Raw genomic sequence first — 15509 nt, forward strand, 5'->3', positions numbered from 1 at the left:
GCACTGATGGGGCAGGTGTTCGAGCATCGCGAGGGGTTGTTGGGCAAGACCGCGCAGTCGCTGGGGTGGGTGGCGCGGGTGTGTGGGGCGGCGCGGGTGGTTAATCAGGGTGCGGCGGCGGAGTTGGTGGCGGTGGGGGCGTTGTTCGCCTACCGACTGGCTCGGGGTGGAGAGACCGAGGATTGGGCGATCGACACGATGAAGGCCGTCGCCGGGGAGGTGGCGGCGGGGCTGCGGATCAGCCAGGGCCGCGCGGAGACCAAGGTGCGTTATGCCCGGGCGATGCGGGAGCGGCTACCGGAGGTGGCGGCGGTGTTCTGCGCCGGCGACATCGACTATGAGGCATTCACGACGATCGTGTTCCGCACCGATCTGATCGAAGACCGTGACGTGCTGGCGGCCGTCGATGCCACGGTCGCGGCGCGGGTGACGCGCTGGCCCTCGTTAAGCCGGGGGAGGTTGTCGCAGAAGGTCGATGCGATCGTGGCCCGCGCTGATGCCGATGCGCTGCGGCGCCGCACCGAGGCCCGGGCCGAGCGGGAGGTGTGGATCAGCCCGCCCCTGAACGGGGTGGCGCAGATCGAGGGACGCCTGCGCGCCACCGATGCTAAGGCCATCGATGCGCGGCTCTCGGCGCTGGCGGCCACCGTGTGCCCCAACGATCCACGCACCCTGGCCCAGCGCCGCGCCGATGCCCTGGGGGCCTTGGCCGCCGGTGGCACCCGGCTGGGCTGTGAATGCGCGCGCCCGGACTGCACCGCCGCCGGGAAAAAGCCGGCCAGCCCGGTGGTGATCCATGTGATCGCCGAAGCCGCCACCCTGGCCGGGCGCAGCGACAGCCCCGCGTGTCTGCTCGGTGGGGAGGACCTGATCACCCCCGACCTGCTGGCCGAGTTGGCGTTGACGGCCAAGCAGGTGCCGTTGATCCACCCCGGCTACGCTGCACCCGAACCCCACTACCACCCCTCGCCGGCGTTGGCTGATTTCGTGCGGGCCCGGGATCTGACGTGCCGCTGGCCCGGCTGCGACGTGCCGGCCACCCACTGCGACCTCGACCACACCATCCCCTGGGCCCAGGGCGGGCCCACCCACGCCGGCAACATCAAGTGCTACTGCCGCACCCATCATCTGATGAAAACGTTCTGGGGCTGGACCGAGAAACAACTCGCCGACGGCACCCTGATCCTCACCAGCCCCGGCGGGGACACCCACGTCACCACCCCTGGGTCTGCGCTGCTGTTTCCCAGCCTGTGTCACGCGGTGGGCGGCATGCCCGCCCCCGAAGCCCAGACCCCACCCACCGATTACTGCGCCGAGCGCACCGCGATGATGCCCACCCGCCGCCGCACCCGCGCCCAGGCCCGCGCCGCCCGCGTGACCGCTGAACGCCGCGCCAACCACCAAGCCCGCACCACCGCCACCGGCCCACCCGACAACGAACCCCCACCCTTCTAGGCGGTCCGCGCCGTTTGCGCAGCTGCCTTCCGGGTACCCGTCAGGCATGGCGCGGTTCGGTTATACCTTGATGACGGAGCAAGCGGGCCCGAAACAGCTTGTGCGCGATGCTGTTTCGGCGGAGCAGCGCGGCTTCGACTTCGAGGTCTGCAGTGATCACTTCTCGCCGTGGCTGACTTCACAAGGCCATGCACCCAACGCCTGGGCGGTGCTGGGGGCGGTCGCGCACGCCACCGAACGGGTCGATCTGTATTCGTACGTGACCTGCCCCACGATGCGCTACCACCCCGCGATCGTGGCGCAGCAGGCGGCCACCGTGCAGATCCTTTCCGATGGCAGGTTCACCCTCGGCCTGGGCAGTGGTGAGAATCTCAACGAACACGTCATCGGCAAGGGCTGGCCGACGGTCGAGCGCCGTCAGGACATGCTGCGCGAAGCCATCAAGATCATCCGCGAGCTGTTCGGCGGCGAGTTGGTGGACTGGCGCGGCGACTACTTCCAGGTCGATTCCGCCCGCCTGTGGGACGTGCCCGAGGTGCCGCCTGGCATTGGTGTGGCAATGGCCGGCGCCAGGGGCGTGGAGAAGTTCGGCAAGTTGGCCGATCACCTCATCGCCGTGGAACCCGACCAGGGCCTGGTCGATGCCTGGCGCACCGCACGCCAGAGTGGCGGCTGGCCCGGCGCCGGCCGGGTGGTAGGGCAACTGCCGGTGTGCTGGGATCCCGACCGCGACGCGGCCGTCGCCCGCGCGCACGACCAGTTCCGCTGGTTCGCCGGCGGCTGGACGGTCAATGCCGACCTGCCGACGCCGGCGGGATTCGCCGGGGCTACGCAGTTCGTGCGGCCCGACGATGTCGCAGACAGCATTCCCTGCGGCCCGAACCTGGACGCGATTGTCGAGGCCGCAAAGTCCTACTGGGAAGCCGGATTCACCGATATCGCGCTCATCCAGATCGGCGGCGAATCCCAGGAGCAGTTCCTCAAGGAAGCCGCCGAACCACTGCTGGACGCACTACGCAGCGCTTCCAGCTGAGTCTCCGTCACGTATGGGGCCACGTTTGGGCGACTAATGCGGGGGTACCTGGACACCACCCGACGACCGCCGGAACGATGCGGCGACACAAGGAGTTTGGCTGATGAACGATCCCGCAGCGAGTAAAACCGCGGCATTGGTGAAAAGGCTGGGAGTCGCCAGCTTGGGCTTGGGCCTGTCCGAAATTCTGGCACCCGGAAAGATCGCCGCACTGGCCGGCGTAGACGAAACCTCTCGATCCCGCACCATTATCCGCTCCCTCGGCATGCGCGAATGTGGCCACGGCGCAGCGCTGTTGGCCGGTCCCGACAAGCTGGTGTGGACACGTGTCGCGGGTGATGTTATCGACGTCGCGTTCCTGGGCGCGGGAGTCATCCGCCGTGGACCCGGCCGGCGGCGGCGCGGCATCATCACCGCCGCCGCGCTCACCGCGATCGGCGGGGCGGACCTCTATACCGCGCTGCGGACCAGTCGCGCCGACTCCGCCCGCCATTCGGGCGGCCAGCGGCACCGCACGTTGCGTGCCGCGGTCACCGTAATGCGAAGTCCAGAATACGTTTACGGGTTCTGGCGGAACCTGGAAAACCTGCCCGACTTCATGTATCACCTGCAATCCGTCACCACAGGCGATGACGGGCAGTCACACTGGATCGCCAACTCCCCGATCGGACAGCCCGTGCAGTGGGACGCGCAGATCGTCGAAGACCTGCCCGGCAAGAAGATCGCCTGGCAATCGTTGCCCGGCTCCGGAATTGAGAACAGCGGATGCGTCGAGTTCACGCCTGACCACTCGGGCAAGGGCACCGAGGTGCGCGTCACGCTCGCCCACCAGATGCCTGGCGGCGCGCTGGGCAAGGCGGCGGCGACGCTGCTGGGCGAGTCCCCCGAGCAGCAGGTCAACGACGACCTACGGCGTTTCAAGCAGATCATGGAGACAGGTCAGATACTGCGTTCCGACGGATCGCCGGAGGGCACAGCCGCCCGGCGACAACTCCATCAGCAGTCGGCCCAACCCTCGGGCAAGGTGGTGCAACGATGAAGGCTACAATTTGGGCCGGACGTAATAGCGTTGAGGTGCAATCGGTTCCGGATCCCAAGATCCTGAACGACCGGGATGCGATCGTGCGGGTCACCTCGACCGCGATCTGCGGCTCTGATCTCCATATCTACGACGGCTACATCCCCACCGTCAAACAGGGCGACATCCTCGGACACGAATTCATGGGTGAGGTCGTCGAAGTCGGCAAGGGAGTGGACAACCTCGCCGTCGGTGACCGGGTGGTGGTGCCGTTTCCGATCGCCTGCGGGGCGTGCTCGGCTTGTGACCGCGACCTGTATTCGCTGTGTGAGAATTCCAATCCCAACGCGGGAATCGCCGAGAAGTTGATGGGACACTCCCCGGCAGGACTCTTCGGCTATTCCCACATGCTGGGCGGATTCGCCGGTGGGCAAGCCGAATACGCGCGGGTCCCGTTCGCTGACGTCGGCCCGCTGAAGATCGCGGACGACCTGACCGACGACCAGGCGCTGTTTCTCTCCGACATCCTGCCGACGGGTTACATGGGTGCCGAAATGTGCGACATCACCCCTGGTGACGTGGTGGCCGTGTGGGGCGCCGGCCCAGTCGGACTGTTCGCGGCGGTGAGCGCCAACCTGCTCGGCGCGTCACAGGTGATCGTCATCGACGAGGTGCCGTACCGGCTGGAGTTGGCCGAACGACTGGGCGCGACGCCGCTGAACTTCGCCGAAACGTCGGTGCTCGGAGAACTCCGGGAAATGACGGCCGGACGCGGTCCGGATCACTGTATCGACGCGGTGGGCATGGAGGCCCGCAGCGGTACGACCGTCGTGGACGTATACGACCGGGTCAAGCAGGCTGCGAGACTGGAAACCGAACGGCCACATGCACTTCGGGAGGCGGCGATGAGTTGCCGCAACGGTGGCACCATTTCGATCGTCGGCGTCTACGGCGGAATGATGGACAAGTTCCCGATCGGCGCGGTGATGAACCGCTCGTTGACCATCAAGACCGGACAATGCCACGTGCAGCGCTACATGCGTCCACTGCTGGAGCGGATCCGCAACGGTGAAATCGACCCGACGGTGATCATCAGCCACCATATGCCGCTGAACCAAGCGCCCCAGGGATACGAGATCTTCAAACACAAGCAGGACAACTGCACCAAGGTAGTCCTGAATCCATAAGGAGCTGATTCCGATGACTCTGGACGGCAAAAGAATTGCCATCCTGGCGGCCGACGGGGTAGAGAAAATCGAACTCGAGCAACCGCGCGACGCACTGCAACAGGCTGGCGCGCAGATAGACATCGTGTCGCTGAAACATGGTGAAATCCAAGCCCGCAATCACGATCTCGAACCCGCCGGAACCATCAAAGTCGACCGCACCGTGTCCGATTCTTCCCCGGCGGAATACGACGGACTGGTGCTGCCCGGTGGCACCGTCAACCCGGACAAGTTGCGAATGGACGAGTCCGCGGTCTCGTTCGTGCGTGACTTCGTCGAGTCCGGGAAACCCGTTGCCGCAATATGTCATGGCCCATGGACGCTGGTGGAAGCGGGCGTGGTGACCGGGCGCACACTGACGTCGTACCCGAGCATCCGCACCGACCTGCGCAATGCGGGAGCGAATGTGGTCGACGAGGAAGTGGTGGTTGACGGCAACCTGATCACCAGTCGCTCACCAAGAGATTTATCCGCCTTTTGTTCAACGATTCTGCAGCAATTCGCTCAGGCGTCTGCCGATTCGTCCAGTTAACGACAAACCCCTGAAATCGGTTTCAACGCCCCATTTTGAGGGCATAAAAACGCCGAGCCGTGATCGCCACGGCGTAATCCTCCGACGGGTCGAGAAAGGCTTGCCGTGACGACCACATACCCCGCGCCAGTCGAAACACTGGTCGCCGAAAGGGTTTACCAGCCTCAATACGACTCCTACCTGTTGGTCGACACGATGCGACGAACGGGTCTCATCCCCCAGCGACGGGTGCTCGACCTGTGCACCGGATCGGGATTCGTCGCGATCGCGGCGGCAGAAATGGGCTGTGCCAGTGTGACCGCATATGACATCTGCCCATCCGCCGTCAGTTACTCGCGCGGCAACGCTGCCGGCGCAGGCGTGAATGTCGATGTGCGGCAGGGTTCTTGGGTCAAAGCCCTAGACCACGGACCCTACGACATCGTCGTCTCGAACCCGCCCTACGTCCCGAGTCCGCCACTCGATGACACGAGCGCGATCGCGTCGATCGCGGGTCCGTCCCGCGCATACAACGCCGGACCGGACGGCCGGCTGGTGCTGGACCCGTTGTGCGGTTCGGCGTCGAAGTTGCTGGCTGACGGCGGGTCCCTACTGCTGGTGCACTCGGCCCTCGCCGGTGTCGATCAGACGTTGCAAACCCTGCGGGAGACCGGCCTTAGGGCCGATGTCGTTGCATCACAGCTGATCCCATTCGGTCCGGTCTTGACGGCGCGAGCACAATGGCTGGAGGAAACCGGTCGCATCGGGCGCGGTTGCCGGAGGGAGCAGATCGTGGTGATCCGGGCAGACAAACCGTGAGCACGACTCGCGTACAGGTGATACCGAACGGGCCGGTGCTGGTCTCCGGCCCGGCGCGGATCGAGACACCCGGCGGGGACGTGGTGGAATCCGATCGTTTCATGGTGGCCGTGTGCACCTGTCGGCGCAGCCAGGACTACCCGCTGTGCGACACCAGTCACCGCAGATGTCGCGGCCCCAAAGTCGAGCGCTTACTCAACGCCGACAGCTGATAACGCCGAAAGCTGATACCGCCGAAATCTGATAACACCTACAGCGGCCGCCGCAGCGACGACCTTCCCTGCTGCCAGGACGTCATGAGCACATCGGCCAGCCGGTCTTCGACCGCCGCGTGCGCGCGAATCCCGAACACCACGTCGGCGTCCAGGTGAGGTTCACGGGCCAGCAGATCGCCCACCACGTCGATTCGCACAATGTGCTCGTGTACCGCGTCCGCTTCCACGTGTTCGCGGTAGAAAGCCACGCACGCCTCCGGCGCCTGCATCCGCCGCAGCGCGTCGACCATCCGCCGTGATCCTGGCGGCGACGTGATCTCGGTCGACGCGAAGTGCCCCACCGCGGCGCCACGCAGCCGCCGGTGCAGGCCGAACAGCGACATCAGGTTCACCGCCGCCAGCGCCTCGGCCGGCACCGCGCCGAGATAAGCCAGATAGGTCGAATCCAGGCCCGCCGCGTCCAGCAGGTCGGCGAACAGTTGCTGGTGCATGTGCGGACCCCGCCCGGCGCCGTACTCGTCGTACTCGATCGCGACGAACGCCGCCTTGGCGGTCCCGAGTAAGCGGGGGATGGCGAATGCGTGCGGGTCCGCCTCTTTGAGGTGATAAAGGGACCGGTGCGCGAAGTACTCACGCATCTGCTCCCAGGTCCCGCTGTCCCGCAGGTACCACGACGGGCCGGAGCCATCGCGCGGTTCGATCGTCAGCGCTTCCATCTCCGCGGCCGCTGAGTGGCCGCCATCGATGGGTCCCACGTCGCGGCGTACGCCGGCCAGGAAGACGCGCTCCAGTTCCGCACGCAGCCCCAACAGGGCCGGATTCCACTCCCAACCGGGATCCACCGACGCAAAGCCGCGGTAGTGGAGTTCGTAGCACATGTACAACGCGAGCTGCAGGTCCAGGCCGTAGGGATCGGAGTCTCGCACCGACGCTCCGATCCGGCCAGACGGTTCACGCGAGGCCGGAGTGGTCAGAATGCGGCGTACAGCCGTCGACAGGGGACCGTGTGCCGCCGGCAGGGCCGGTTCAACGGTGATCGACGTGTGAGTCACCACGATCTTTTACCCCGCTAGCGGTCAGGCAAACGAAAGACGATGTCGATGGTGGTGCCGTCGGGGCGGTTCTCGATGTCCATCGTCTCGCTCATCACCCGCATCAGCGGCAGGCCGCGCCCGCCGTTACCGGGGTTGACGGCCGGCGGTTTCCACGATCCGGAGTCGGTGATTTGCGCGTGAATCGCCCCGTCACCCAACTCCATCTCGAGCCGCATGGTGCCGAGCTCGTGCCCTTCGTAGGCGTGCTCGACGCAGTTGGTGCACGCCTCGCTTATCACCAGGACGATGTCGGCGGAAAGCAACTCCGAGACGTCGGCATCCCGAAGCCAGGAGGTCAGCGCCCGCCGGATAGGCGCCAGGTTCTCCGCGGTCGCCTTGGTCTCGATGTGCAGCGGGGCCAGCGGGTGCCGGTACACGACCATCGCGACGTCGTCGTCGTAACCTCCCACCGGTGCCAGCTGGTCGAGCACCGCGTCGGCGACGGCACTGATGGGCAGTCCGACGGTGTCCGTCAGCACGTCGGCGACCCGCGCGAGCCCGTCGTCGATTGACTCGTGCCGGCGCTCCACCAGGCCATCGGTGAACCACATCAGCATCGACCCCGGGGTCAGCTGCTCGGCCGCCTGTGGCCGAGTCTCATTGCGCCGCACGGCAAGTGGCACCGAGCTGGCATCGGTCAGCAGCAACGTCGCGGTGGGCGTCCCGGCCACCGTCCGGACCAGCACGGCCGGCATGTGACCGGCGTTGCTGTATTCGAGCACGCCGGATTCGGTGTCGATGATCGCCAGGAAAACGGTCGTGCAGTACGCGTCCGGAATCAGCGACGCGGCGGCGTCGAGCTGCTCCAGCAGCACCGCCGGTCTGGCCCCGGTCAGCAGCAGAGCCCGCGCGGAACTGCGCAACTGGCCCATGATCGCGGCGGCCGGCAATCCCCGGCCGACGCAGTCGCCGACGACGATCCCGATGCGGGTTTCGTCGATCGGCAGTACGTCGTACCAGTCACCACCGATCTCGAGGGGCGGGACCGCCGGCTCGTACCGCACCGCGAAGCCTGGGGGCGGCTGCATCGGCGGCAACATCGCCCGCTGCAGCGTCAGCGACGTCACGCGTGCGGCCTCGAACTGCCGGACGTGCTGGATGGCCAGGCTCAGGTGGCCGATCAGCATTGTCACCAGCAGCTTGTCCTCGGCGCTGACCCAGCGTGGTGAAGCGAGTTCCAGCCACAGGGCCACGTCGCCGGCACCCGACAGCATGGCGACCAGCCCCCGGGCCTTGCCGGGAGCCTGCGCCCACTCCACCGTCTTGGCAGTCAGCGGGAGCTGATGGCGGGCTTCCTGGAAAATCTCCCGAAGCTCGGGATTCATTGCACGCCAGGTGGATTCGGGCGGATCGCCCGCCACCACGACAGTCGGTTCGCCTTCGCCCGACGGCCACATCACCGCGACCACCCGGCGCACGTCGACCGCGGCGCGGCTCTCCTCGAGGGTGATCTCGAGCACCTCGGCCACGCTCTTGGCGACACTCACCGAGGTGGCCAGGCGCATGACCGCGCTTTCCCGGGCGGCGAAGGCGCGCCGCGCGGTGACGTCACGGATCGTTCCGACGTAGACGTCCGGCCCGCCGTCGGGCCCGCGAACCGCGTTGATGCTGACCGCAACCCAGGCCAGGTGTCCGTCCTGGTGGCGGACCGGGATCTCGTACTCGGCACTGCCCAGTTCGCGCACCCGCTGCTGCTCGGCGTAGGTGCCTTCGCGGTCCACCAGCCACGGCTGGGGCCACGGATATGGCAGTCCGTCGGCGCCGTATCCGAGAATGTCGGCGAAGGCGTTGTTGACCTCGACGACCCCGCCGTCCTCGTCGGCGACGAAGAATCCCTCCTGCAACGAGTTCACCAATGCTGTGCGGAACCTGTCGCGGTCGGCGAGGTCTTCGGCGCGAGCCCGTTCCTCTGCGTATCGCCTTGTGCCGTCGATGAATCCGCGAGTTGCGACGTCCAGGGGCGCCAGTGTCTGCAGCACGAACTCCAGTGCGGTGCCGCGGTCGACCGGTTCGGTCTTGGAGAGTTCGTCGAGCAGCCAGAACGTGTTCTCGATGATGTCGAGCATGCTGATCTGTTCCTGCAGTGCCCAGCGCCCGAGTTCGTGCCCTACCGCCAGGCTGTCCTCGTTGGGCGTCTCGAGATAGGTCCGCAGCGCGGCCCGGTACTGGTCGTGGAATTCGCCGGGGTACGTCATATCGAGATACCCCGGTGACGCGCGGCCAGCACCATGGCGTCGTCGGTTTCCTTGGCGTGCTTCGCCAAGACCTGTTCGGCGATGTCGGCGGCGGATGCCGCGAAGTCGAGATGGTCGAGGTAGTCATCAGAGATGCCGTCGCTGGTGATCAGCAGGAGATCGCCAGTGCGTATCGAAACCACCTGCGCGGGCCGGGTTTCCGGGATTCGGTAGCCGACGATGCCGCCGACCAGCCGGGCGCTGGACCGGATCTGGACTCCTCCGACGCTCTTGGCCACCAGGTTCGCCCGGACGTTGCCGATCCCGGTCCAGCTCAGCTGGCTGGTCTGAAAATCGATGCGGGCCAGAGACATCGCGGCACCCCTGGTGCCGGTCAGCACCCGGTGGGAGAGCGCGACCAGAACTTCCAGCCGTTGTCCCCTGGCATTCGTGAGTGCCTCGACGCCCGCAAGCGCGGCGCCGGCGGCCGCCGGTCCGTGGCCCAGACCGTCCAGCACACCGAACAACGCGGCCCCGCCGTCGACGTCCACCGCGACGGCCTGGTCGCCGCAGAGTTGCTCGCCTGGACGGGGGCGACCGGCTGTCGCCCACTCGATCGGACCGAACCGACCCGCCGACCGGAACCGGTCAGGCACGGGCCGGAACCCATTTCCACATCTCGATGACCGTTCCGCGCCCCAGCGAGGACTCGACGATCAAGCGGTCCATCAGTCGCCGTGCTCCCGGCAGGCCCATGCCCAGGCCGCGCCCGGTGGTGTATCCGTCTTCCATCGCGCGGTCGATGTCGGCGATACCGGGGCCTTCGTCTTCGGCCCGCACCACCAGCGCCTTGCGGCCTTCCCGCTCAGCGACGGCGACGCGAACCTCGCCGTGGCCGGCATAGCTGGTGATGTTGCGGGCGATTTCGGAGATCGCGGTGGCGATCATCGTGACGTCGGTCAGGGAGAACCCCAGATCGAGGGCGAGCTGATGGCCGGCTTTGCGGGCGGCGACGATGTCGTCGGAGGTGTTGATGGCGACCACGGTCTCACCCGCCACCGTCGCGCCCGATCATCGATCTGCCCAGCCCCACCTGCTTGTTGAGCAGCGCTATGCCCTCCTCGAGGTCCAGCGCGGTGCTCATGTCGTCGAAAGCCAGGCCGAGTTGCACCATGGCGAACGCCACTTCCGGCTGTAGACCCACGATCACCGTGGTCGCCCCGCGCAACCGGGTCATGTGCGCGATCGTGCGCAACGACCGGGCCGCGAACGAGTCCATCACGTCGATGGCCGTCACGTCGACGACGATCCCCTGAGCGCGGAACCGGCTCACCCGCTCCATCAGGTCTTCGCGCAGCCGCTCGGTGTCGGAGTCGGTCAAGGCGGCCTGGACGGTCGCGATCAGGATCGCGCCCTGCTTCAGGATCGGTACGGGCATGGGCTGATCGCCGACTTACTCGCCGGTGCGGGTGACTTCGTACCCGAGCAGACGCTCGGCTTCTTCGATGCCGCCCTGCAGGTCGCCTACCGCGTTCATCTTCGACAGGTCCAGCCCGATGGTCACCAGGGTCAGCGCGATCTCGGAGGACAGGCCGGTGATGATGACGCTCGCACCCATCAGTCCCGACGCGTCGACCGTCTGCACCAGGTGGTTGGCCACCGTGGAGTCGATGGTGGGCACACCGGTGATATCGATGACGACCACCTTGGCGCGGTTGGCGCGAATGGCGCGCAGCAGCTGCTCGGTGACCTGCCGGGCGCGCTGGCTGTCGAGCACACCGATGATCGGCAGGATCAGCAGCTGTTCGCGGACCTGCAACACCGGCGTGGAAAGCTCGCGGATGGCCTCCTGCTGCTGGCGGATGATGCGCTCGCGTTCCTGCACGAAGCTGACGCCCACGGTGTTGGCGATGCGGTTGGCCGCCGGCTCATAGGCGTCCAGCACTTGGTTGAGCATGTCGAACTCAGCCTGATATTTCTCGAACAGCGACCGGGCCAGCACGTCACGCAGCAGCAGCACGATGCCCAGCACCTCATCGGTCTCCACACCCCGCGGGATGATGCGTTCGGAGAGGTCGCGCGCGTAGTCCTGCAGCGCCTCGACGCTGCCGGTCTCGAGCACCTCCACGTAGTTGTCGTAGACGGCGGTCGCCTCGGAGAAGATCTCCTCCGGGGTCATCGCGGTCAGCAGTTCCGCCTCGGTGATGCGGCGAGCCCATTCTTCGCGCAGCGCGGTCCGATTTCGCCGGAGGTGCTGAACGAGCTGCGGTAGCAAACCTTCCGAGGAGACGCTGTTACCGGTGCTGCTGGAATCTGACGGCAAATCTGACATGTGCCCCTCCAACCCCTCCGAGCCCTCCAGTGGCCGCTATGGGGAGAGTAGCTTGAACGACGACGAGAGACTTCTTGAGGTCTTCCACTACTTGCGGTAAGCACGGCAGGTTAGGCTTGCAGCACACTCGCCACTCGTGAGGCCCGGACTGAAGGATCGCCAGTTGTCAGCTCCTGATTCGATCACCGCCACGGTCGCAGACCATGACGGCATCGTCGTACTCAGCATCGGTGGCGAAATTGACCTGGTCACGGCGCCGGCCTTGGAGGAGGCCATCGGCGGCGTGGTGGTGGACGGTCCCTCGGCGCTGATCATCGATCTGTCCGCGGTGGAATTCCTCGGTTCGGTGGGGTTGAAGATCCTGGCGGCGACCTACGAGAAGCTCGGCGATGCGGCGGAGTTCGGTGTGGTGGCGCGCGGACCGGCGACCAGAAGGCCGATTCACCTCACCGGCCTGGACAAGACATTCCCCTTGTATCCGACGCTGGACGACGCCCTGACCGGTGCGCGGGAAGGCAAGCTCAACCGCTGATAGGGCTCCCGCGGGTAACGGTTGCGTCACAAACCAGGTCACGATCCCTTAAGAAACTCCTGCGTTCTCTAAGGGTTTGCCCGCCTGAATTTGTCCCTCGAGTTTCTTGCGTCACATTATTTTCGGCATTCGCCTGCCGCATTCGTTTGATGGCCGGAAAGAGCATCGGCTGAACCGTTTTCGATTTCGCTACCTTGGATTTCAGGGGATCGGGACCCCAACGATCGGTTCACTCATCGGAGGAACAAACATCATGAAATTCAGCAGTATCGTCGCTCGCCGCCGCATTGCCGGTATCAGCGCCGGTTGTCTGCTCGGGGGAATCGCCATGGGTATCGCCGGCGCGCCGTCGGCCGCGGCGGCACCCGACTGCAGCCCTCAAGGCGTCAACTCCACCGTCATGTCGGCGCGGGGCGCGGCAGAGCAGTACCTCGCCGGCCACCCGGGAGCCAACGAGGTGGTCACCGCGGCGTACGGGCAGCCGCGCGGGGAAGCGGCCGCCAACCTTCGCGGCTACTTCACCTCGCACCCCAACGAGTACTACGACCTGCGGGGCATCCTGGCGCCGATCGGCGACACCGAACGTCAGTGCAACGTGTCGGCCCTGCCGCCGAACCTCGAATCGGCCTACCAGGAATTCATGGCCGGCTGATTGTCCGGTCAAGACGCGACGACCCGCCACAACGGAGTGGCGGGTCGTTCCGTATCTGCCTGGTGCAATGATCACGCCATGGATGTCGATCATCCGGAACGGGACCAGCAGTGGGATCACCGCGAGCGGGGAGAAACGGAACTCGAGCGGCTCGACCGCAACTGGGCAAGCCTGCTGCAGGAACTACGCGTGGTACAGACCGGCGTGCAGCTGCTCACCGGCTTTCTCCTCACCTTGCCCTTCCAGGCCCGCTTCGAGGTGCTGGGCAGGGACATGCGCATGGTGTATCTGGCTACGGTCGGGTGCTCGGTGGCCGCGACGGTGCTTCTGATCGCACCGGTGGGCTTGCACCGCCTACTGTTCCGCCGGCATCGCATCTCGATCCTGGTGTCGGCGGCACACCGTTGCGCCTACGGCGGGCTCTTGCTGCTTGGCCTCGCCCTGACCGGTGTGACGGTGCTGATCTTCGACTCGGTGGCCGGCACCGCCGCCGGGCTCATCGCCGGTGCGTGTGCGCTCGCGCTGTTCGCGATCTCGTGGTGGTTCGTGCCGTTGCTGCTACGAACTCGCGGCCGGCAGGTGTGAGCCCCGGCCGTGCGGGTTATCCACCGTTCAGCCGACGTGACGTCGGGGACAGCGGAGGATGCCGATGCGGCTGCGCCGCAGTGAATTAGCCAAGCCCGGGCTGACGCGTAAACGCCGTGGCAAGGGGTTCGCCTATTACGGCCCCGACGGGGAGCGGTTGACCGATGCCGACGCGTTGCAGCGCATCAAGGACCTGGTCATTCCGCCGGCGTGGAAGAAGGTGTGGATCGCGCCATACCCCAACGGACACATCCAGGCCGTCGGCACGGACGCGGCGGGGCGGCGCCAGTACCTCTACCACCAGCGGTGGCAGCAGGAACGGGCGGAGGAGAAGTTCGATCGGGTGCTCGAGCTGTCCAGGGAGTTGCCGGCCTGGCGCGAGCGCATCGCCCGCGACCTGGCCGGGCGCGGACTGACCCGCGACCGGGTGCTTGCCCTGGGCCTGCACCTGCTTGACCTGGGCTACTTCCGCGCCGGCGGCGAGCAGTACGCGGAGGAGAACGAATCGTACGGCCTGGCCACCCTGCTCTGTGAGCATGTCACGCTGCGCCGCGACTCGGTGGCCTTCGACTACCCCGCCAAGAGCGGGGTGCAGCGCCAGTATGAGATCGAGAACGCCGAGTTGGTGCGTGCGGTGCGCGCGCTGTTACGCAGGACCGATTGCAGCAACGGCCGATTTTTGATGTGGCGCAACGGCTCCGAGTGGGTTGACGTGCACAGCGACGACCTCAATGCCCGGTTCAAAGAGCTCGTTGGTTCCGACTACAGCGTGAAAGACCTCCGGACCTGGCATGGCACCGTGCTGGCCGCCACAGCCTTCGCGGACGCGGACCCGGCGGTATCCCAGCGGGTCGCCAAGCGGGTCGAGGCAGCGGTCATGCGGGAGGTCTCCGAGGAACTGGGCAACACACCCGCAGTGGCTCGCAGTTCCTACGTGGACCCTCGGGTGGTCAGCGGCTACCGGGAGGGCATCACCATCACCTCTGCCGTGCGGCGCGCCGCGCGGGCTGATCGCCCGGACGTCGCGCAAGGCGTGCTGGAAAAGGCCACCCGGGAGATGATCCGGCGAATAGCAAAGGGCAACAACAGAACTCGTCCACTAGCCTTGGCCAAGACGGCCTAGCGCAACAACATTCGCATTCTGGATTTTGTCCGGAAAGCGAATCGGGCAGACACCGAAGTTCAGACGTGGCGCCCGGTTCGGAATATCATGACCCTGGTGTGCGCAGATACGCGGCGAAAGAGGGGTCGCCGGTGGCCACTGGTGGGGAGATTTCGCTACCTGGCCCGAGAAGACCGTTGGGAGTGGTCGGAAGAGGTGGCACGGATGCACGGCTATGAGCCGGGCAGCGTGCAGCCGACGACGCAGTTGTTGCTCAAACACAAGCATCCCGACGACAAACCGACAGTTCCAGAGTTGATCGAGCAGGTGCGCCGGCACGGCGCCGCGTTCAGCAGCAGGCATCGCATCGTCGACACCCGGGGCGAAACCCATCTGGTGGTAGTGGTGGGCGACCGGTTCGGGGGGCCGGACGGCCGACTGCTCGGCATCGGCGGTTTCTACATCGACGTCACCGATCAGTTCGACGCTGACCTGCAGAAGCACCTCAGTGAGGCGCTGCTGGCGGTCGATTCGCGACGCGCGGTGATCAACCAGGCGATGGGAATCCTGATGCTGCGGTACGGGGTCAACGCCGAGTCGGCGTTCGACCTGCTGGTGAAGCTTTCGCAGGAGTCGAACGTCAAGCTGCGCGACATTGCCGAGCGGGTCGTTGACGAGATCACGTCTCAGGACGTACTGAACGACAACGCGGCCGACCGGGTCGACCGGCTACTGCGTACCCGCGAAGGTTTGTAGCGCCG

Annotated in this window: 18 protein-coding genes; 12 read left to right on the plus strand and 6 right to left on the minus strand. The window is 66.2% G+C overall.

Annotated features, from left to right (window positions below):
• The first annotated feature begins 6 nt into the window (after positions 1 to 6).
• The 7 genes from ACNQS7_RS22000 (at position 7) to ACNQS7_RS22030 (ending at position 6274) form a co-directional block, all read left to right on the plus strand.
• Positions 7 to 1455, plus strand: coding sequence for an HNH endonuclease signature motif containing protein (locus ACNQS7_RS22000; RefSeq protein WP_418016093.1), 1449 nt, complete (start codon positions 7 to 9; stop codon positions 1453 to 1455).
• Between the two features lie 46 nt (positions 1456 to 1501).
• Positions 1502 to 2488, plus strand: a complete 987-nt coding sequence (locus ACNQS7_RS22005) for an LLM class F420-dependent oxidoreductase (RefSeq protein ID WP_418014203.1) — start codon at positions 1502 to 1504, stop codon at positions 2486 to 2488.
• Between the two features lie 103 nt (positions 2489 to 2591).
• Positions 2592 to 3527, plus strand: coding sequence for an SRPBCC family protein (locus tag ACNQS7_RS22010; RefSeq protein ID WP_418014204.1), 936 nt, complete (start codon positions 2592 to 2594; stop codon positions 3525 to 3527).
• Positions 3524 to 4693 (plus strand): zinc-dependent alcohol dehydrogenase, encoded by a 1170-nt coding sequence (locus tag ACNQS7_RS22015; RefSeq protein WP_418014205.1) that lies wholly within the window; start codon positions 3524 to 3526, stop codon positions 4691 to 4693. The genes ACNQS7_RS22010 and ACNQS7_RS22015 overlap by 4 nt, the downstream gene beginning before the upstream one ends.
• Before the next feature lie 13 nt (positions 4694 to 4706).
• Positions 4707 to 5264: a type 1 glutamine amidotransferase domain-containing protein gene (locus ACNQS7_RS22020; RefSeq protein WP_418014206.1), complete on the plus strand. Its 558-nt coding sequence runs from the start codon at positions 4707 to 4709 to the stop codon at positions 5262 to 5264.
• 105 nt (positions 5265 to 5369) lie between these two features.
• On the plus strand, positions 5370 to 6062 hold the full coding sequence (locus tag ACNQS7_RS22025) for a HemK2/MTQ2 family protein methyltransferase (protein WP_418014207.1): 693 nt from the start codon (positions 5370 to 5372) through the stop codon (positions 6060 to 6062).
• Positions 6059 to 6274, plus strand: coding sequence for a CDGSH iron-sulfur domain-containing protein (locus ACNQS7_RS22030; protein WP_418014208.1), 216 nt, complete (start codon positions 6059 to 6061; stop codon positions 6272 to 6274). Before ACNQS7_RS22025 ends, ACNQS7_RS22030 begins: the two co-directional genes overlap by 4 nt.
• 38 nt (positions 6275 to 6312) lie before the next feature.
• On the opposite strand, the gene ACNQS7_RS22035 is transcribed toward ACNQS7_RS22030, so the two are convergent.
• Genes ACNQS7_RS22035 through ACNQS7_RS22060 form a run of 6 tightly spaced genes read right to left on the minus strand, consistent with a single transcriptional unit; the run spans position 6313 to position 11877 of the window.
• Entirely contained in the window at positions 6313 to 7329 is a 1017-nt protein-coding gene (locus tag ACNQS7_RS22035; RefSeq protein WP_418014209.1) for an iron-containing redox enzyme family protein, read from the minus strand.
• A 17-nt stretch (positions 7330 to 7346) separates the two neighbouring features.
• Positions 7347 to 9566, minus strand: coding sequence for a SpoIIE family protein phosphatase (locus tag ACNQS7_RS22040; protein WP_418014210.1), 2220 nt, complete (start codon positions 9564 to 9566; stop codon positions 7347 to 7349).
• On the minus strand, positions 9563 to 10162 hold the full coding sequence (locus ACNQS7_RS22045; protein ID WP_418016094.1) for a SpoIIE family protein phosphatase: 600 nt from the start codon (positions 10160 to 10162) through the stop codon (positions 9563 to 9565). Before ACNQS7_RS22045 ends, ACNQS7_RS22040 begins: the two co-directional genes overlap by 4 nt.
• 31 nt (positions 10163 to 10193) lie before the next feature.
• Positions 10194 to 10604, minus strand: coding sequence for an anti-sigma regulatory factor (locus tag ACNQS7_RS22050; protein WP_418014211.1), 411 nt, complete (start codon positions 10602 to 10604; stop codon positions 10194 to 10196).
• Positions 10594 to 10983 (minus strand): STAS domain-containing protein, encoded by a 390-nt coding sequence (locus tag ACNQS7_RS22055; protein ID WP_418014212.1) that lies wholly within the window; start codon positions 10981 to 10983, stop codon positions 10594 to 10596. Before ACNQS7_RS22055 ends, ACNQS7_RS22050 begins: the two co-directional genes overlap by 11 nt.
• 15 nt (positions 10984 to 10998) lie before the next feature.
• A complete protein-coding gene (locus tag ACNQS7_RS22060) occupies positions 10999 to 11877 on the minus strand; it encodes an STAS domain-containing protein (protein WP_418014213.1) in 879 nt (292 codons plus the stop codon).
• A gap of 163 nt (positions 11878 to 12040) precedes the next feature.
• Between ACNQS7_RS22060 and ACNQS7_RS22065 the strand changes: the two genes are divergently transcribed.
• The 5 genes from ACNQS7_RS22065 (at position 12041) to ACNQS7_RS22085 (ending at position 15504) form a co-directional block, all read left to right on the plus strand.
• Entirely contained in the window at positions 12041 to 12409 is a 369-nt protein-coding gene (locus ACNQS7_RS22065) for an STAS domain-containing protein (RefSeq protein WP_055578654.1), read from the plus strand.
• Positions 12410 to 12662: 253 nt separating this feature from the next.
• Complete coding sequence (locus tag ACNQS7_RS22070) at positions 12663 to 13061, plus strand: heme-binding protein (RefSeq protein ID WP_418014214.1); 399 nt, start codon at positions 12663 to 12665, stop codon at positions 13059 to 13061.
• Positions 13062 to 13139: 78 nt separating this feature from the next.
• Positions 13140 to 13646 carry a DUF6328 family protein gene (locus ACNQS7_RS22075; protein WP_418014215.1) on the plus strand — a complete coding sequence of 169 codons (507 nt, stop codon included), beginning with the start codon at positions 13140 to 13142 and terminating at the stop codon, positions 13644 to 13646.
• A 64-nt stretch (positions 13647 to 13710) separates the two neighbouring features.
• On the plus strand, positions 13711 to 14769 hold the full coding sequence (locus tag ACNQS7_RS22080) for a DNA topoisomerase IB (protein ID WP_418014216.1): 1059 nt from the start codon (positions 13711 to 13713) through the stop codon (positions 14767 to 14769).
• 141 nt (positions 14770 to 14910) lie between these two features.
• Entirely contained in the window at positions 14911 to 15504 is a 594-nt protein-coding gene (locus ACNQS7_RS22085) for a PAS and ANTAR domain-containing protein (RefSeq protein ID WP_418014217.1), read from the plus strand.
• Positions 15505 to 15509 lie beyond the last annotated feature (5 nt).

The organism is Mycobacterium sp. 23 (genome assembly GCF_048287075.1).
GTDB lineage: Bacteria > Actinomycetota > Actinomycetes > Mycobacteriales > Mycobacteriaceae > Mycobacterium > Mycobacterium gordonae_B.